Source organism: Paractinoplanes abujensis (assembly GCF_014204895.1).
Classification (GTDB): Bacteria; Actinomycetota; Actinomycetes; order Mycobacteriales; family Micromonosporaceae; genus Actinoplanes; species Actinoplanes abujensis.
Genome location: NZ_JACHMF010000001.1, coordinates 8111694 through 8128921, shown reverse-complemented (window position 1 = coordinate 8128921; position 17228 = coordinate 8111694). Strand labels below are relative to the sequence as shown.

General features: G+C 70.4%; 15 protein-coding genes. 8 read left to right on the top strand and 7 right to left on the bottom strand.

All coding sequences use genetic code 11. The features are described from left to right. Positions 1 to 5: 5 nt before the first annotated feature. Together BKA14_RS37440 and BKA14_RS37435 are read right to left on the bottom strand one after the other, a co-directional pair. Positions 6 to 1352, bottom strand: a complete 1347-nt coding sequence (locus BKA14_RS37440) for a glutamine synthetase family protein (protein WP_184955462.1) — start codon at positions 1350 to 1352, stop codon at positions 6 to 8. A 64-nt stretch (positions 1353 to 1416) separates the two neighbouring features. Then, the gene (locus tag BKA14_RS37435) at positions 1417 to 2943 is read right to left on the bottom strand and encodes an amino acid permease (RefSeq protein WP_184955461.1); all 1527 of its coding nucleotides are present in this window, start codon (positions 2941 to 2943) and stop codon (positions 1417 to 1419) included. Positions 2944 to 3666: 723 nt separating this feature from the next. Here BKA14_RS37435 and BKA14_RS37430 point away from each other — a divergent pair. The 5 genes from BKA14_RS37430 to BKA14_RS37410 all read left to right on the top strand — a co-directional run bounded on the left by BKA14_RS37430 (position 3667) and on the right by BKA14_RS37410 (position 8080). Next, positions 3667 to 4035: a helix-turn-helix domain-containing protein gene (locus tag BKA14_RS37430; RefSeq protein WP_184955460.1), complete on the top strand. Its 369-nt coding sequence runs from the start codon at positions 3667 to 3669 to the stop codon at positions 4033 to 4035. 54 nt (positions 4036 to 4089) lie between these two features. Then, positions 4090 to 5376 carry a sensor histidine kinase gene (locus BKA14_RS37425; protein ID WP_184955459.1) on the top strand — a complete coding sequence of 429 codons (1287 nt, stop codon included), beginning with the start codon at positions 4090 to 4092 and terminating at the stop codon, positions 5374 to 5376. Then, positions 5373 to 6035, top strand: coding sequence for a response regulator transcription factor (locus tag BKA14_RS37420; RefSeq protein WP_184955458.1), 663 nt, complete (start codon positions 5373 to 5375; stop codon positions 6033 to 6035). Before BKA14_RS37425 ends, BKA14_RS37420 begins: the two co-directional genes overlap by 4 nt. Before the next feature lie 90 nt (positions 6036 to 6125). Further along, positions 6126 to 7019, top strand: coding sequence for an ABC transporter ATP-binding protein (locus tag BKA14_RS37415; protein WP_184955457.1), 894 nt, complete (start codon positions 6126 to 6128; stop codon positions 7017 to 7019). Further along, positions 7016 to 8080 (top strand): ABC transporter permease, encoded by a 1065-nt coding sequence (locus BKA14_RS37410; RefSeq protein WP_184955456.1) that lies wholly within the window; start codon positions 7016 to 7018, stop codon positions 8078 to 8080. Before BKA14_RS37415 ends, BKA14_RS37410 begins: the two co-directional genes overlap by 4 nt. Here BKA14_RS37410 and BKA14_RS37405 read toward each other — a convergent pair. The 3 genes from BKA14_RS37405 to BKA14_RS43365 are packed head-to-tail and all read right to left on the bottom strand — an operon-like array spanning position 8070 to position 12071. Continuing rightward, a complete protein-coding gene (locus BKA14_RS37405; RefSeq protein WP_203722054.1) occupies positions 8070 to 8675 on the bottom strand; it encodes a TetR/AcrR family transcriptional regulator in 606 nt (201 codons plus the stop codon). The two genes, BKA14_RS37410 and BKA14_RS37405, sit on opposite strands and share 11 nt — an antisense overlap. A 16-nt stretch (positions 8676 to 8691) precedes the next feature. Continuing rightward, positions 8692 to 10827: a YhgE/Pip domain-containing protein gene (locus BKA14_RS37400; protein WP_184955454.1), complete on the bottom strand. Its 2136-nt coding sequence runs from the start codon at positions 10825 to 10827 to the stop codon at positions 8692 to 8694. Beyond that, the gene (locus BKA14_RS43365) at positions 10824 to 12071 is read right to left on the bottom strand and encodes an ABC transporter ATP-binding protein (RefSeq protein ID WP_203722056.1); all 1248 of its coding nucleotides are present in this window, start codon (positions 12069 to 12071) and stop codon (positions 10824 to 10826) included. Before BKA14_RS43365 ends, BKA14_RS37400 begins: the two co-directional genes overlap by 4 nt. A gap of 135 nt (positions 12072 to 12206) precedes the next feature. On the opposite strand from BKA14_RS43365, the gene BKA14_RS37390 reads away from it, so the two are divergent. Both BKA14_RS37390 and BKA14_RS37385 read left to right on the top strand, forming a co-directional pair. Beyond that, positions 12207 to 13169, top strand: a complete 963-nt coding sequence (locus BKA14_RS37390) for an LLM class F420-dependent oxidoreductase (RefSeq protein ID WP_184957184.1) — start codon at positions 12207 to 12209, stop codon at positions 13167 to 13169. A gap of 128 nt (positions 13170 to 13297) precedes the next feature. Beyond that, positions 13298 to 13933, top strand: coding sequence for a CG0192-related protein (locus tag BKA14_RS37385; RefSeq protein WP_184955453.1), 636 nt, complete (start codon positions 13298 to 13300; stop codon positions 13931 to 13933). A gap of 211 nt (positions 13934 to 14144) precedes the next feature. On the opposite strand, the gene BKA14_RS37380 is transcribed toward BKA14_RS37385, so the two are convergent. Then, positions 14145 to 14726, bottom strand: coding sequence for a PadR family transcriptional regulator (locus BKA14_RS37380; protein WP_184955452.1), 582 nt, complete (start codon positions 14724 to 14726; stop codon positions 14145 to 14147). A gap of 125 nt (positions 14727 to 14851) precedes the next feature. On the opposite strand from BKA14_RS37380, the gene BKA14_RS37375 reads away from it, so the two are divergent. Next, positions 14852 to 15691, top strand: a complete 840-nt coding sequence (locus BKA14_RS37375) for a GNAT family N-acetyltransferase (protein WP_184955451.1) — start codon at positions 14852 to 14854, stop codon at positions 15689 to 15691. Positions 15692 to 16047: 356 nt separating this feature from the next. Here BKA14_RS37375 and ispG read toward each other — a convergent pair whose 3' ends face one another. Next, a complete protein-coding gene (gene ispG / locus BKA14_RS37370; protein WP_184955450.1) occupies positions 16048 to 17220 on the bottom strand; it encodes a flavodoxin-dependent (E)-4-hydroxy-3-methylbut-2-enyl-diphosphate synthase in 1173 nt (390 codons plus the stop codon). Between the last annotated feature and the right edge of the window lie 8 nt (positions 17221 to 17228).

Below are 17228 nucleotides of genomic sequence, written 5' to 3'. Positions count from 1 at the left end.
CAGTCTCACATTCGCTCGAAGCCGCGGCGCAGCTCCCAGTCGGTAACCGCCGCGTCGAAAGCGGTCAGCTCGACCTGGGCCATGTTGGCGTAGTGGCCGACCACGTCCGCCCCGAACGCCTCCCGCGCCACGTCGCTGCCCAGCCACAGCTGCTGGGCCTCGCGCAGGGTGGTCGGCACGCGGTCGGCGGTGGCGTCGTCGTACGCGTTGCCCGGCGTCTCCGGCTCCAGTTCGAGTTCGTTCTCCAGCCCGTGCAGCGCGCCCGCGACCAGGGCGGCGATCGCCAGGTAGGGGTTCACGTCGCCGCCCGGCACCCGGTTCTCGACCCGCATGCCCTGCCCGTGGCCGGCGATCCGCAGCGCGCAGGTGCGGTTGTCGACGCCCCAGCGCAGCGCGGTCGGCGCGAACGAGCCCGCCTGATAGCGCTTGTAGGAGTTGATGTTGGGCGCGAACAGCAGGCTGAACTCGCGCATCGTGGCCAGCAGCCCGGCCAGCACCCGCTGCCCGGTCTCGCTGAGGTGGGCCGGCCCGTCGCCCAGCATGGCCGACTTGCCGTCCGGCCCGCGCAGCGAGAAGTGAATGTGGCAGGAGTTGCCCTCGCGCTCGTTGGGCTTGGCCATGAAGGTCAGCGCCATGCCCTCCTGGGCGGCGATCTCCTTGGCCCCGTTCTTGTAGATCACGTGGTGGTCGGCGGCGGTCAGCGCGTCGGCGTAGCGGAAGGCGATCTCGTGCTGGCCGAAGTTGCACTCCCCCTTGGCGCTCTCCGGCACCAGCCCGGCCCCGTACATCTCGTTGCGGATGCGGCGCAGCAGCGGCTCGACCCGCGCGGTCCCCAGCAGCGAGTAGTCCACGTTGTACTGGTTCGCCGGGATCAGCCCGCGATAACCCTTGTCAAAGGCTTGCTCGTACGTGTCCTTGTAGAGCACGAACTCCAGTTCGGTTCCCGCGTACGCGGTGAGGCCGTGCGCGGCCAGCCGGTCGAGCTGGCGCTTGAGGATCTGCCGGGGCGAGGCGTACACGGGCTCGCCGCTCGTCGTCTCGAGGTCGGCCAGCACCATCGCCGTCCCGGGCTGCCAGGGCACCGGCCGCAGCGTCGTGAAGTCGGGCTTCATCACGAAGTCGCCGTAGCCGCTGGCCCACGAGGACGACTCGTACCCGTCGACGGTGTTCATGTCGACGTCCACCGCGAGCAGGTAGTTGCAGCCCTCGCTGCCGCCGCTGACCACCTCGTCCACGAAGTAGCGGCCGTGCAGCCGCTTGCCCTGCAGCCGGCCCTGCATGTCGGTCAGCGCCAGCAGCACGGTGTCGATGCTGCCGTTGTCGACGGAGACGTCCAGTTCCTCGAGATCCATGCGGTCGGTCTCCTCGTTCGTCCAGGGGCCGGGCGTTTACGGACACCCGGCCCCGCTTCCGTGGTCAGTTCTCGGTCGGCATCGTCTGTTCGCCGTGGTGGGCCTTCTCGATCAGGTTCTGCTTGGGCCCGGTGAACCACTTGCGGGCGCCCGCGAACCACCAGATCGTGGCGAAGGCGAGCACCACCGCGACGGCGACGATCGTGTAGTTGAAGTTGGCCGCGGTGATCGGGCTGGCCGTCGGCAGCACGAACAGCACGCAGATGATCACTACCCAGACGATGGCGATCCAGCCGACCGCCGCGCTCCACTTACCCAGATGCCACGGGCCCCGCTCGAAATCGGGGTTCATCCGCCGCAGGAAGACCGGCATGACGTACGCGATGTAGAGGCCGATGACGGCGACCGAGGTGGCCGCCAGGTAGGCCGTCGTGTTCCACAGCGACGGCAGCACCAGCAGCGTGGACAGGGTCACGCAGAGCCAGATCGAGTTGGTCGGGGTGCCCGTACGGGGATTGACCTGCTTCCACAGCCGCGAGCCGGGCAGCGCGCCGTCGCGGGCGAAGGCGTACGACATCCGCGAGTTGGCGGTGACCGAGGCCATGCCGCAGAACCACTGCGCGACCATGCAGATGAACAGCAGGAACGTGCCCGTGTTGTGGCCGGCGGCGTCGATGAAGATCTGCGCCGGCGGCAGACCCAGGTCGGTGGTCCGCTGCGCCTCGTAGTCCTGGATCGACCAGGTGATCGCGAACAGCAGCACGAAACCGGCGATCACCGAGACGACCACCGACATCACGATCCCGCGCGGGGCGGCCCGGGCGGCGTCGTGCGTCTCCTCCGCCACGTGCGCCGAGGCGTCGTAGCCGGTGTACGTGTACTGCGCCATCAGCAGGCCGATGAGCACGGCGTACACGCCGGCCCCGGCGAACGTGAACCCGGTGGCGTTGTGGACCTCGGTGAACACCTCGGAGATGGGCTTGTGGGTGTCGGGCACGATCGCCAGCACGCCCACGATGACGGCCACGCCGACCAGGTGCCACCAGGCGCTGACGTCCGACAGGACCCGCACCAGGTTGACGCCGAACGTGTTCAGCAGGCCGTGCACGACGATGATGACCAGGAAGATCAGGAACGTGCGCCCGGTCGTGACCTCCATGTCGAAGGTCAGGCTGAGAAAGGCCGAGGTCGTGATGGCCGCCCCGAAGTCGATGGCGGCGGTGACGGCCACCTCGCCCAGGAAGTTGAACCAGCCGACGAACCAGGCCCAGGCGGCCTTGTTGCGTTTGGCCAGCGCCGCCGCCCACCAGTAGAGCGCGCCGGCGGTCGGGTAGGCCGAGCAGACCTCGGCCATGGCCAGGGCCACGAAGGTCACCATGATGCCGACGAACAGCCAGCCCAGGGTGATGGCGATCGGGCCGCCGGCGGCCATGGCGATCCCGTACGAGGTGATCGCACCGGCCAGAATGGAGATGATCGAGAAGGAGACCGCGAAGTTCGAGAAGCCGGACAGTCGGCGATGCAGTTCCTGCTGGTAGCCGAGTTGGGCAAGGCGTTCTTCGTCGGTGCTGGGTGCGGGGTTGACGCTCATGTGCGGCTCCCTTACCGAAGGGTTGCTGTGACCGAGGCCACGGCGTGCCGTGATGATCTACCCGCTGTGTTACCGACGTCAATGCGCAGCGTTAATTGCGTTGCTCCGCCCGGCCCCGGCCCGGCACACTCGTAGCCATGACAGGGCATCGAACGACTCGATCCCGGCCGGTGTTCTGACGCCGATCATCACGGCGCGCGAGCCCTCGGCAGGCTTCGCGAACACCCGGGGCAGCCCCACCGGCGCCCCTGCCCGCGGCGGCGCGGGACGCGGTCACCTCTCTCTCACGTGGCATCGCCACGCCGTGCGCCCGTCCCGCGCCGCCGCCCCATTCCCCCTGGTCGACCTGCGGCAACATGGATCACTCCGACGATTTGTCCTAAAAAATCTGCAGCGTCGGTACTAGAAATCCGGCCGTGATCGGAATACAGTTTCTGGAGTCGGCCACGCACAGCCGGCACGCAATCGCAGACCCTGAGTTGGCTAAGGAGGACGAGATACCGCAGCAACGCGTAAGCGCAACGTCCCCGACCCGACAAGAGGTGATCGCAGCCGATGCCCATCACTCAGGTGGTCCGCTAGCGGCACGCAGGCGGACTGCCGAATGCGCCGGCGACGGCCGGCACCAGAATTGAAAAGCCAAGGCCCCGGTTACCCGCCGGGGCCTTGGATTGTGTACCGGACACCCCGGACGCAACTCGCTTGACCCCCCGGAAGGGCACGATGAGCACGACCTTCGACGACGCCGACTTCCCGGCGTACACGATGGGCCGCGCCGCCGAGATGATCGGCGTGACCCCCGCATTCCTCCGCAGTCTCGGCGCCGCCGGCCTGATCGAGCCCGAGCGCTCCCACGGCGGCCACCGACGTTACTCCCGCCACCAGCTCCAACTGGCCCAACGGGTGCGCCAGTTGCTGGACGAGGGCTACCTGCTGACCGCCGCCTGCCGCATCGTCACCCTCGAGGACCGCCTGGCCGCGGCCCACCGCCGGATCATCGAACTGGGCGGCACCCTGACCCCCGACGACGACGCCGACATCCCCACGCAAACCCACCCGGACATCGCAAAGACGCAGTACTACAGCGCCTGACCCGCGCAAGATCACCGTCCGTCGAGGCCTGGCGCATGTGGCAGGCTCAAGGGCATGACCAGCCTCGACGACTGGCGGCGGCCGGGCCCGACCCCGCGCCAGCGCCGCATCGACCTTGTCATCGGTCTCGTCGTGGTGGCCGCCGCCCTGCTGTACGTCATGCTGGCCCGCAGCGTGGGCCAGATCGTGTGGGGCGTCGAACGCAGCGCCTTCGAGCACCTCGCGTTCGCGTTCGCGGTCACGTTCCCGCTCGTCTGGCGGCGCAGCCACCCGGACGTCGTCATGATCGTCACGGCCGTGGTGTTCATCGCGGGCCAGGTCCGCGAGGCACAGGAGATCCAGTTCGCCTCGGGCGCGATCTTCGCGGCCGTTTACGCCGCGGGCGCCTGGTCCCCCGATCACGGGCGGTCCCGCTGGCTGCGCCTCGGCGTGATCGGCTCGATGTTCGGCTGGCTCGCCATCACCTGGCTGCTCTCGTACGACGGCATCGGGGAGGACGCCTTCCCCGACGGCACGGGCGAGCTCCCCCCGCTGCTCTCGGCCCTGGTCAGTCAGGTGCTGATGAACGTCGTGGTGTTCGGCTTCTCCTACTTCTTCGGCGAGATCGCGTGGCTGGCCGCCCGGCGCGAAGCCGTGCTGGTCGACCAGACCGAGCAGCTCCACCAGGCCAAAGCCGCGGCCGAGGCCCAGGCGGTGGTCAGCGAGCGACTGCGGATCGCCCGCGAGCTGCACGACGTCGTGGCCCATCACGTGTCGGTCATGGGCATCCAGGCCGCGGCCGCGCGCCGGGCCATGGACCGCAACGCCGAGACCGCGCGCGACTCGCTCACCGCCGTCGAGGAGAGCGCCCGTACGGCGGTGGACGAGCTGCAGCGCATGCTGGGCGCGCTGCGCACCGCCGACGAGCCGGTGACCGCGCCCAGCCCCGGGGTCGAACGCGTCGAGGAGTTGCTCCACCGGGTCAGCGACGCCGGGCTGACGCCGCACTACGCGGTCTACGGCACCGTCACCGACCTGCCCGCGTCGACGTCGCAGACCGCGTACCGGATCGTGCAGGAGGCCGTGACGAACGCGCTCAAGCACGCCGGCGCGTCCACGGTCGACGTACGGATCCGCTATCTCAGCACCGAGCTCGAGATCGACGTGGCCGACGACGGCCGCGGCGCCGCCCGGACGAACGGCGGGATGGGCCTGATCGGCATGCGCGAACGGGTGAGCCTGCTGGGCGGCACCGTCGAGGCCGGCAACCGCACGGGCGACACCGGGGGTTTCCGCGTACGGTCGCGCCTGCCCCTGACCATCCCGGCCCAGCGGGGCAGCAAGGAAAGGGTGACGTCGTGATCCGGGTCCTCCTCGCGGACGACCACCGGCTCGTGCGTACGGGCTTCCGCGTCATCCTCGGCCTGGAGGACGACATCGAGGTGGTCGGCGAGGCCGAGGACGGCGCTCAGGCCGTCGACGCGTGCGCGAAGCTCGCGCCCGACGTGGTGCTGATGGACGTCGAGATGCCCGTGATGGACGGCTTGGAGGCGACCCGCCGTGTCGTCGCGAGCGGGGACGGGCCGTCGGTGCTGATCCTGACCACGTTCGACCGCGACGACTACCTGTTCGCGGCGCTCGAGGCCGGGGCGAGCGGGTTCCTGCTCAAGAACAGCTCACCGGAGACGCTGGTCGAGGCCGTCCGGGTGATCGCGCGGGGCGACGCGCTGCTGGCCCCCGAGATCACCCGCCGGGTCATCTCGGCGTTCGCCCGGCCCGGGGCGGGTGCGGCGCGGGCCGAACCGGCGGCACGCCTCGCCGAGCTGACCCCGCGCGAGCACGAGGTGCTGGTCGAGCTGGCCGGGGGCGCCACCAACGCCGAGATCGCGGCCGCCCTGCACCTGGGCGAGACCACGGTCAAGACCCACGTGAGCCGGGTGCTGACCAAACTCGGGGCACGCGACCGCACCCAGGCCGTGGTGATGGCGTACGAGCTCGGGGTCGTCCGCCCGGGTGGCTGACCCCCGCTCCGTGTCCTCCGCGCGGAGGACCTCGATGATCGTGCTCGAGCGGGACGTATTCGGCGGCCGTTTTGCCTAGCGTCTTCAGACATGACCACCGTGCTGAACGTGAATTCCGTCAGCCGCAGCTTCGGTGACCGGGCAGTTCTCCAGAACGTCTCGTTCGCCGTCGGCGGCGGCAAACTGACCGGTTTCGTCGGCGCGAACGGCGCCGGCAAGACCACCACCATGCGGATCATCCTGGGCGTCCTGGCCGCCGACAGCGGTGAGGTGACGCTGGGCGGCACACCGCTGACCCGCGAGATCCGGCAGCGCTTCGGCTACATGCCCGAGGAGCGCGGCCTCTACCCGAAGATGACAGTGCACGACCAGATCGTCTACCTGGGCCGACTGCACGGCCTGAGCAGCAGCGCGGCCGAGGACCGTACGAAGAAGCTCCTGGAACGCCTCGGACTGGGTGAACGCGCCGGCGAGAAGCTGGAGAAGCTGTCGCTCGGCAACCAGCAGCGCGCGCAGGTGGCCGCCGCGCTGGTGCACGACCCCGAGGTGCTGGTGCTCGACGAGCCGTTCTCCGGTCTCGACCCGATCGCCGTGGAGACGATGGTCGAGGTGCTGCGCGACCGGGCCGCGGCCGGGGCGCCGGTGCTGTTCTCGAGCCATCAGCTCGAACTGGTCGAGCGGCTGTGCGACGACCTCGTGATCATCGCCGACGGCGGGATCCGGGCCGCCGGTGACCGGGCCACGCTGCGCGCCCAGCACGCCGAGCCGCGCTATCAGCTGCAGGTCGACACCGACGCCGGCTGGCTGCGCGACCAGCCCGGGGTGACCTTGCTCGACCTGGACGGGGCCCGGGCCGTCTTCTCCCTGGACGCCGGCTTCGACGACCAGAAGGTGCTGCTGGCGGCGCTCGAACGAGGGCCGGTGCGCGCCTTCGGTCCCGTCGTCCCGACCCTGTCCGAGATCTTCCGAGAGGTCGTCCGATGAGCACGTACGAGGCCGCCAAGGTGGTCGCCGCACGCGAGATCAAGGTCAAGCTGCGCGACAAGACCTTCCTCTTCAGCACCGCGTTCTTCCTGCTCTTCTCGATCGCGGTGACGGTGCTGCCGGCCGTGTTCTCGGGCGGGCCGACCTCGGTCGCGGTGGCCGACCAGGCCACGGCCACCGCCCTGCAGCAGGCCGACCTCGAGGTGCGGGTGGTCGGCGACGACGCGACCGCCGAGCAGTTGCTGCGCGACGGCGACGTGGACGCCGCGGTGGTCGCCGGACCCGAGGTGCTGGGCATGTCGGAGACGCCCACCGACGTGGTGCGGGCGCTGAGCACCGCACCGCCCACCCGGCTGCTGGACGCCAACGCCGTGGACCCGTTCCTGGCCTACATCGTGCCGTTTGCGCTGGCCTTCGTCTTCTTCTTCACGTCGTTCCTGTTCGGCCTGCAGATCGCGCAGAGCGTCACCGAGGAGAAGCAGACCCGGATCGTCGAGATCCTGGTCGCCAGCGTGCCGACCCGGGCCCTGCTCGCGGGCAAGGTGGCCGCGCTCTCGCTGCTGGCGTTCCTGCAGGTCGGCCTGATCGCGATCGTGACACTCGTCGGTTCCCGCCTGGCCGGCCTCGACAGCGGGGTGCTGCGCCTGCTGGAACCGACGATCGGCTGGTTCGTCGCGTTCTTCGTGGTCGGCTTCGTGATGCTGGCCGCGCTGTGGGCCGGGGTGGGTGCCATGGCGTCGCGGCCGGAGGAACTGAGCAGTTCGTCGCAGCCGGTGCAGATGGCCGTCATGCTGCCGTTCTTCGCGGTCATCTTCTTCGGCGAGAACGACCTGGTGCTGCGGATTCTCTCGTACGTGCCGATCTCGGCGCCGGTGGCCATGCCGACTCGGATCTTCAAGGACGACGCGGCGTTGTGGGAGCCGATCGTCTCGCTCGGGCTCATGGCCGTCACCGCGGCTGTGCTGCTGGCTGTGGGTTCGCGCATCTACGACGGTTCGCTGCTGCGCACGAACGGCCGCACCTCCTGGGCCACAGCGTGGCGGTCGAAGGCTACGTCGTAGTCCCCACTCTTCGCACGATCGCCAGGAGCGACTCCTCGACGTCTTCGAGGGGTCGCTCCGGTGTGAAGACCAGCCAGTCGACGGCCACGACCAGCCCGACGCCGAACAGCGCGGACGACGCCACCCGGACGTCGAGGTCGGCCGGCAGGTCACCGGAGTCGACGCCCGCCCGCACGGTCTCCGCGATCACGCCGATGGCCTGCTCGCGCAGCAGCACCAGGGTCTGCTGCCACTCCCGGTTGGTGCGCCACATCTCCGACAGCAGCAGCTGCGCGAACGCCCGATAGCGCCGGATGTACTCCAGCTGGCTGCGGATCAGGGCGGCCACCGCCTCGCGGGGCGGCAGCCCCTTGACGGCGGCCCGGAAGTCGTCGGTCAGCAGCCCGATGCCGTGCCGCAGCAACTCCTCGAACAGGTCGGTCTTCGACTTGAAGTTGTAGTAGACCGTGCCCTTGGCGACCCCGGCCCGCAGCGCGATGTCGTCGACCGTGGTGGCCGAGAAGCCCTGCTCGGCGATCAGCTCCACGGCCGCCTCGAAGAGCCGCTGCCGGGTGTCCGCCCGCCGCCGCGTCCGCCCGTCAGTCGTCACCGTCACAGTGTTTCATCGCTTTTCAGAGCACCAGCGCGGGGTGCAGGTCGCTCATGGTCATCCGCCGCTTGCGCCGGGCCGCCGTCACAGTCAGGGCCAAAGCCCCCAGCCCGTACGCCACCAGCACCGCGACACCCTGCACGACGGTGCCCGACGGGCCGCCGTCGATCAGGTGCCGCGCGGCCTGCACGACGTACGTCATCGGCAGCAGCGGGTGGATCGCCTGGAAGAACCCCGGCGAGGTCTCCACCGGATAGGTGCCGCCCGAGGACGTGAGCTGCAGCATGAGCAGGGCCAGGGCGAGGATCCGGCCCGGGGCGCCGAACGCCGCGCCGAGGAGCTGCATGATCGCGGCGAACACGGCCGCGGTCAGCGCGAGCAGCCCCCACGTGGCCGCCGGATGCACCGGGTCGAGCCCCAGCCCGAGATGCACCACGAGGAACAGCAGCGTCGCCTGCACGAGCCCGATCGCCACCGCGGGCAGCAGACCGGCCAGCATCACCCGGTACGTGGGCGCCTCGCTGACCAGGTAGCGGCGGTTGAGCGGACGCAACACCATGAACGTGATCATCGCGCCGACCCAGAGCGCAAGCGCCAGGAAATAAGGCGCAAAACCGACCCCGTACGTGGCCGCGGGGTGCCGGACGCTGCGGTCGAGCGCAACCGGATCGGCCAGCACCCCGGCCCGGTGACTCGGGTCGTCGCCGTAGCCCGGGATCTGCTCCGCGCCGTCGGCCAGCCCCGACGCCAGCCGCTCGGCCCCGCCCTGCAGGTCGCCCAGCCCGTCGGCCAGCCGATGCCCGCCGCCGGCCAGCGTGGACAGCCCGCCGGACAGTTCGCGCGCGCCCGAGGACAACCGGTACAGGCCGCCCTGCAGGCTCTTCGCGCCCTGCTCGGCCTGAGCGGTGCCGGTCTGCAGGCGGCCCGCGCCGGTGGCCAGCCGGTCGAGCCCCGTGGCCAGCTGGTCGACCCTGCTCCGGGCGGCCCGCACGTCATCCGCGAGGTGCGGCGCCGCGGCGGCGACCTGCCGGGCGGTGGCCGCGACCTGTTTGAGCTCGGCCCGCAGGTCGTCCAGGTCGATGCGGCCGCGCACCTCCCGCGCGTCGCTGACCAGCCGGGCAGCCAGGGCCCGGGCCTCGGTCACACCCTCGGTGTCGTCGGGCAGGTTGTCCACATAGTCCTGCAGCCGTTCGGCGTCCTCCACAGCCCGCTGCGCCGCGGCGTCGACGGTCCTGATGTTCGCGGCCAGGGTGTCGGCGCCCCGCGCGACCAGGCCGGCGGCGTCCTCGATCCGCTGGGCGTTGTCCCGCAGCAGCGGTTCCGCCTTGTCCGCAGCGGCGTCGACCGCGTTCGCGAGCTGACGTCCGCCGCTGGCGGCCTGCCGGGTCCCGTCGGCCAGCTGCCGCGCGCCCGTGGTGAGCTGCTCGAGCCCACTGGTGAGATCGTTCGCCCCGGTCGCCGCCGTGCCCAGCCCCTGGCTCAGCCGGCCGGCGCCGCCCACGGCGTCGTCCAGCCCGCCGGCCAGCCGATCGGCCCCGGCCCCGGCGCTGGTGGCCCCGTCGCGCAGTTTCCCGGCCCCGTCCGCGGCCTGCTGGGTCTGCTGCTTGAGGTCGGTGAACCCGATCAGCATCTTGTCGAAGTAACCCGCCGACGCACTGGCCGCCGCGGCCGCCCGAACCTCCTCGAACGCGCTGCGCGCAAAAACCCCGCTGAGGTAGTTGGTGGCGTCGTCACTGACTGCGGTGAGCGTGGCCGCCTGCGGTTGCTTGTCCTGATCGGGCCCGCTGACAAGATCCCGCGAGAAGTCCCGAGGGATCCGGAGCAGCAACTGATAACTGCCGTCGGTCAGCCCCTCCTCGGCCTGCTTCTCGTCGACCACGTGCCAGTCGAAGATCTCCCGCTCGATCAGCTCGTCGCCCAGGTCCTTCCCCGCGTGCACTTCGCTGCCGTCGCCGGCGGTAGCCGTCCGATCCTCCAGAACAAGCGCCGCCGGGATGTGATTGAGCCGCCCGTACGGATCCCAGAAGGCATAGAGGTAAAGCGCCCCATAAAGCAGCGGAACAACCGCCAAGGTGACGACCGCCGCCCGGGTCAACCGCCCCCGCAAGAACCGCCGCAGCTCGAGCCCGGCCAACGTCAGCGTGGACAGCCCTCTCATCGCCGGCCCCCATCCTCTTCCCCAGCCCTCACGTCCGTGCGGGCGTCATCCACAGCCGTCACCACGCCGCTGTGCCTGTCCACAGCCGGTGGCGCGTCAGCCTCGCCATCCACAGACGGCGGCGCCTCAGTCGGGTCGTCCACAACCGGGGCCGGTCCGGCTTCGTCATCCACAACCGGGGCCGATCCGGCATCGCCATCCACAACCAGGGCCGATCCGACATCGCCATCCACAACCAGGGCCGATCCGACATCGCCATCCACAACCAGGGCCGATCCGACATCGCCATCCACAACCGGGATCGATCCGGATGCGTCGTCCACAACCAGATCCGCTTCGGCCTCGTCCACACCCAGGCTCCACGCGGGTCCGCCGTCCATCAGATCGGACGGCTTGATTGCGCTGTCAACGTGTAGATCCGCCCTCACGTCCCTCTCACCATGCGACAGCGCGGCAGGTCCGCCGTCCACAGGTCGCGTCGCCGCGAAGTAGCCGTCCACAACCGGCGTGGTTCTCGTGCCGCCGTCCACAGGTCGCGAGCCCGCGAAGTCACCGTCCACAACCGGCGTGGTCCTCGTGCTGCCGTCCACAAACGACGTGTTCCCGGGAACGTCTCTTCCTGTGACTGCCTGCGGGCTGCAGACACCCGATTTGTGAGGTTGTGCTTCATGTGCGCCGAGGCGGATCACCGTCGTGTAGTGGGATTCGTCGACCTCGCGGGCGGTGACGATCACGGCTGGGCCGTGCGCTGTCGTGTCGGCGATCAACTGTGACAAGGCGGCCTGCTCGGTGGTGTTGAGGCCGTCGTCGAAGCCGTCGAGGGCTGTCACGGTGGGGGTGGCCAGCGTGGCCAGGATCAGGCCGAGAACCTGTTTCTCGTACGGGGACAGGTCTTGACCCTGCTTGTCGGGATCAAGGCCGTGCAACGGAACCGTGGCCGCGGCGGAGCGGGAGTGGCCGAGGAGGGTCAGGCGCTCGCGGATGTGCTCGGTGACGGTGAAGACAGGTTCGGGGGCGGAGACCTCCGGCACGTAGCCCAGCGACGCCCGGCCGGTGATGTCGACTCGGCCCGCTGTCAGGTGGAAGCGACGGGTCAGCGCCAGCAGCAGTGTGGTGCGGCCGCTGCCGGGCGGGCCGACCACGGCCACCGTCTCGCCGGGCGACACCGTCACGTCGAGGTCGCGGAAGAGCCATTGGTGGCGGCGGCGACGGACGCCCGCCCCGCGCGCGATGAGCACCGACATAGCCGGGCCCTCCAGAAACATAGACTGACTGGTCAGTTCAAAAACATACCTCCGACATAGATCATTCCCACGCTCCGGTGGTGGACCTCACTGCCGGGCCAGGGCAGGATCGTGGTCATGTCGATGCGATGGGGCATGACCGTTCCCCTGGGCGGGATCCCGCTCTCCGAGCACGCCGCCGCCTTCTCCGCGCTGGGCGACGCCGGCTTCACCGACCTGTGGACGTCGGAGGTGGCCGGTTCGGACGCGTTCACCCCGCTGACGCTGGCCGCCGCCTGGGCCCCGCAGTTCCGGCTCGGCACGGCGATCGCGCCCGTCTTCACGCGGGGGCCCGGCCTGCTCGCGATGACCGCGGCGGCGCTGGCCGAGGCCGCTCCGGGGCGGTTCCAGCTCGGCATCGGGGCCTCGTCGCCGGTCGTGGCGGGCGACTGGAACGCGGCCGAGTTCACCCGGCCGTTCCAGCGCAGCCGCGACGTGCTGCGCTTCCTGCGCGCGGCACTCGCCGGTGAGATCGTCGACCAGGAGTTCGAGACCTTCGCCGTACGACGGTTCCGGCTCGAACGGGTCCCGACGACTCCGCCGCAGATCCTGCTGGCCGCGCTGCGTCCGGGCATGCTGCGCCTGGCCGCCGCCGAGGCCGACGGGGTGATCCTCAACTGGCTCTCCCCGGCCGATGTGACCACCGCCCTGGCCGAGGTCAAGACCGACAAGCCGGGCTTCGACGTGGCGGCCCGGATCTTCGTGTGTCCCACCGACGACGCCGAGCACTCCCGCCGGGTGGGCCGTCGCATGATCGCGGCCTATCTGACCGTGCCCGCGTACGCCGAGTTCCACCGCTGGCTGGGCCGTGCCGACATCCTGGCCCCGATGTGGCAGGCCTGGTCGTCGGGTGATCGCAAGGCGGCCCTGGCCGCGATCCCCGATGCCGTCGTCGACGACCTGATCGTGCACGGCACACCCGCCGAGTGCCGGGAGAAGGTCGAGGCGTACGTGGCCGCCGGCATCACCGTCCCCGCGATGGCCCTGCTGCCGACGCCGGCCCTCGATTCCGGCGACGCCCGCGCGATCCTCGACGTGCTGACCGCTCTGGGCCGCTGACCGTGCCGCCCGAGCGACGGGGATCACGGGGCTGACCTGGGGCTGTTCGCGCAGACCGGACCGAAGGCGGGACAGTCCGGCCGGTTGCCGGTGCCCGTGGGGCGCATGGGGTAACTACGATGCGGCGCATGGCATTGATCCACAAGGCGACTTTGAGTCCCACCAAGGTTGAACTGCTGACGGCGTGGCTCCCGAGCCGCTCGTGGTATCAGGGCGCGGCCGGCACCGTCGTCGAGCGCGTGGCGTCCTACCGGTTCGACGACCCCGAGGGTGAGGTCGGCATCGAGACCGTGCTGGTCAAGGCGGGGGACGGCCCCACCTATCAGGTTCCGCTGACCTATCGGGCGGCCGCGATCGAGGGCGCCGACGAGTGGCTGGTCGGCACCACTGAGCACTCGGTGCTGGGCCGGCGCTGGGTCTACGACGGCACGGGCGACGTCGTCTACGCCGAGGCCCTCGCGCAGGCCCTGCTCACCGGCAGCGGCCAGGCGCAGGAATTCATGGATGTGGACGGGCACCTCGAGCCGCGCCAGCCCAGCATGACGATCACCACCAGCCTGATCACCGAGTTCGCCGAGGCCCGCGCGGTCACGACGATCACCCACGTCGACCCGGGCAACCCCACGGTGATCGAGACCGACAAACTCACCCTGACGATCCCCCGCATCCTCGACCGGGCCGTCTCCCACCCGGGCGCGGTCCTCTTCGGCACGTGGCAGGCCGAGCCCGCGTCGGTGCCGCTGGCTTTCGCACTCCCCCGCTGACCCCAGCTTTTCCCCCACCAAGCGGCCCGACGAAGCGCCGCGACATCCCCCGGACGCCCAGGGGGCCGATCCCGTTGCGAGGATCGGCCCCCTGGGCGTCCCGTCGTTTCCGCCGGGCGCGGCGCGGAACACGGCAGGCCCCGTGGGTGGTCAGCGGCGGAACGCGAAAAGCGCACCCCATAATCGGGGTGCGCTTCACCGGTGACCACGATCACTCGTCGGCGAGGATCGCGTACAGCTTGCGCTTCGTCTCGTTCAGGATCTCCAGGGCCCGCTGCCGCTGCTCGGGGGTGCCGTTGAAGCCGACCTGCTTGAGCGCGCCCATGATGCCCACCGCGGCGTCGCGGAAGTCCTGCACCTGCGACATCGTGTCGTCGCCGATGCTGCCCCACGGCGGGTTCTGCGCGGCGGTCTCCGCCTCGGCCCGGCCGGCCTCGGTCAGGCGGTAGCTCTTGCGGCTGCCCTCCGCCTCGGGCTCGATCAGGCCCTCGTCCTCGAGCAGCTGCAGCGTCGGGTAGACCGAGCCGGGGCTGGGCCGCCAGATGCCGTTGGTGCGCGAGTCGAGCTCCTGAATCATCTCGTAGCCGTGCATGGGCCGCTCCAGAAGCAGCGCCAGGACAGCGGTGCGAACGTTGGGCCGTCCGCCTCGTCCGCCGCGCCGGCCGCCGCGTTGGCCGGGCCCACCCCATGGGCCGCCAGGCCCGAAGTCGCCGGGGCCGCCGAAGGGGAAGCCGGGCGGGAAGGTGAAACCGCGGTGACGGAAGCCGTGCGGGCCGGGATGCTGGTACCTCATGACTATCTCCGATCTGTTGTCGATAGTTAGACGATATATCGGCAACGCATCGGCGACAAGGGTTTCTTTGCGCGGACCGGGTTGCGATGGGTGTGGGCAGCCCTGGATCTGGCAATGTGATAGCTGTGCTGACCGTCCCCATTCGCCAGCTCGGTGAGTCCGAGCGCGCGCAGGTCGAGAAGATCCTCGACCGCGACCCCTACGCCGGCGCCCAGATCGCCGAGCGGGTGGCGGCGCACGGGCTCAACTGGTGGCGTTCCGACGGCCGCATCTTCGGCTACGGTCCCGGCCGCCGCGTCGAGTCGATGATCTGGTCGGGCGCGCATCTCGTGCCGGTGTGCACCACGCCCGCCGCCACGGCCGCGTTCGCCGAGATGCTGGGGGCCGAGCCGCGCATCTGCTCCTCGATCATCGGCCGCTCCGACGCCGTGCTCGACTTGTGGGACAGGCTGGGTGGCCAATGGGGCCGGGCCCGCGACGTACGCCCCAACCAGCCCCTGCTGGTGGCCGACCGCGACCCGATCATCGCCCCCGATCCCGAGGTCCGGCTGGTCCGCCCCAACGAGGTCGACGCCCTGTTCCCGGCGGCGGTGGCGATGTATACCGAAGAGGTCGGCGTCTCCCCGCTGCTCGACGACGGCGGCCGCGGTTACCGTCGGCGCATCGTCGAGCTGGTCAAGGGCAAGCGCGCGTACGCACGGTTCGTCGGCGATCGCGTGATCTTCAAGGCCGAGCTGGCCATCGTGACGAACCGCACGACCCAGGTGCAGGGCGTCTGGGTCGATCCCGAGTTCCGCGGCCGTGGTCTGGCCGCCCCGGCGATGGCGACGGTGGTACACGACGCATTGCGGCGCGTGTCACCCACGGTGAGCCTCTACGTGAACGACTACAACACGGCAGCCCGCCGCGTTTACGCCCGGTGCGGCTTCGTCTCGGCCGGCTCGTTCGCGACGGTGCTCTTCTAAAAGCTTCCCCGTACGAGTTCTGGCCGCCCGAAACCGCAGGTGCCGGGCTCGGCTGAGCCGCACGGGCCGAGTGCAACACCGGGCCGCCGCCGACTACCGGCAGCGCGGGGTGGCCGGCGGCGCGGGGCTGACCGGCAGCGTGGGACTGACCGGCAGCGCGAGGCCGACCGGCAGCGCGAGGCCGACCGGCAGCGCGGGGCTGGCCGACGGCGCAGATAGCTGACAGCACGGGTGGCCAACAGCGGGGCTGGCCTGCGGAGCGGGTGGCTGCCGGCGGCGTTGGGGATCTGGATGCCCAAAGGCCCCGCCGACCCGAGGGCAACGGCGAGGCCTGAGGGCAGGACGAGTCCGCGGTGTCAGTGCACCGTGACCTGCGGCCCGGGCAGCAGGTCGCGGAGCTCCTCGGGGAGGTCGGCGCCCATCTCGTCGGCCAGGCGGAGCGCCTCCTCGATCAGGGTCTCGACGATGATCGACTCGGGGACGGTCTTGATGACCTGGCCCTTGACGAAAATCTGGCCCTTGCCGTTGCCGGACGCCACACCCAGGTCGGCCTCGCGCGCCTCGCCGGGGCCGTTGACGACGCAGCCCATGACGGCCACCCGCAGCGGGACCGGCAGGCCCTCGAGCCCGGCCGTGACCTGCTCGGCCAGCGTGTACACATCGACCTGGGCCCGGCCACAGGACGGGCACGACACGATCTCGAGGCCACGTTCGCGCAGGCCCAGCGACTCCAGGATCTGCTGGCCGACCTTGATCTCCTCGACCGGCGGGGCCGACAGCGACACCCGGATCGTGTCGCCGATGCCCTCGGCCAGCAGCGCCCCGAAGGCGACCGAACTCTTGATCGTGCCCTGGAACGCCGGGCCGGCCTCGGTCACGCCCAGGTGCAGCGGATAGTCGCACTGCTCGGCCAGCTGCCGGTAGGCCCGGATCATGACGACCGGGTCGTTGTGCTTGACCGAGATCTTGATGTCGCGGAAGCCGTGCTCCTCGAACAGTGAGCACTCCCACAGCGCCGACTCGACCAGCGCCTCGGCGGTGGCCTTGCCGTATTTTTGCAGCAGCCGCTTGTCGAGCGAGCCCGCGTTGACGCCGATGCGGATCGGGATGCCCGCGTCGGAGGCCGCCTTCGCGATCTCCTTGACCTTGTCGTCGAACTGGCGGATGTTGCCCGGGTTGACCCGGACCGCCGCGCAGCCGGCGTCGATCGCCGCGAACACGTATTTCGGCTGGAAGTGGATGTCGGCGATCACCGGGATCTGCGACTTCTTGGCGATCGCGGGCAGCGCCTCGACGTCGTCCTGCGAGGGGACCGCGACCCGAACGATCTGGCAGCCCGAGGCGGTGAGCTCGGCGATCTGCTGCAGCGTCTTGTTGACGTCGGCGGTCAGCGTGGTCGTCATCGACTGCACGCTGACCGGCGCACCGCCACCGACCGGCACGTTGCCCACCATGATCTGCCGGCTGTGCCGACGGGGCGCCAGCGGCGGCGGGGGCACGGCCGGCATACCGAGACTGATTGCGGTCACTTTCGCAT

Bases quoted from the DNA above. Each gene is read 5' to 3' on its own strand.
- BKA14_RS37440 (WP_184955462.1), bottom strand. From the start codon at position 1,352: ATGGATCTCGAGGAACTGGACGTCTCCGTCGACAACGGCAGCATCGAC.
- BKA14_RS37435 (WP_184955461.1), bottom strand. From the start codon at position 2,943: ATGAGCGTCAACCCCGCACCCAGCACCGACGAAGAACGCCTTGCCCAA.
- BKA14_RS37430 (WP_184955460.1), top strand. From the start codon at position 3,667: ATGAGCACGACCTTCGACGACGCCGACTTCCCGGCGTACACGATGGGC.
- BKA14_RS37425 (WP_184955459.1), top strand. From the start codon at position 4,090: ATGACCAGCCTCGACGACTGGCGGCGGCCGGGCCCGACCCCGCGCCAG.
- BKA14_RS37415 (WP_184955457.1), top strand. From the start codon at position 6,126: ATGACCACCGTGCTGAACGTGAATTCCGTCAGCCGCAGCTTCGGTGAC.
- BKA14_RS37410 (WP_184955456.1), top strand. From the start codon at position 7,016: ATGAGCACGTACGAGGCCGCCAAGGTGGTCGCCGCACGCGAGATCAAG.
- BKA14_RS37400 (WP_184955454.1), bottom strand. From the start codon at position 10,827: ATGAGAGGGCTGTCCACGCTGACGTTGGCCGGGCTCGAGCTGCGGCGG.
- BKA14_RS43365 (WP_203722056.1), bottom strand. From the start codon at position 12,071: ATGTCGGTGCTCATCGCGCGCGGGGCGGGCGTCCGTCGCCGCCGCCAC.
- BKA14_RS37390 (WP_184957184.1), top strand. From the start codon at position 12,207: ATGACCGTTCCCCTGGGCGGGATCCCGCTCTCCGAGCACGCCGCCGCC.
- BKA14_RS37385 (WP_184955453.1), top strand. From the start codon at position 13,298: ATGGCATTGATCCACAAGGCGACTTTGAGTCCCACCAAGGTTGAACTG.
- BKA14_RS37380 (WP_184955452.1), bottom strand. From the start codon at position 14,726: ATGAGGTACCAGCATCCCGGCCCGCACGGCTTCCGTCACCGCGGTTTC.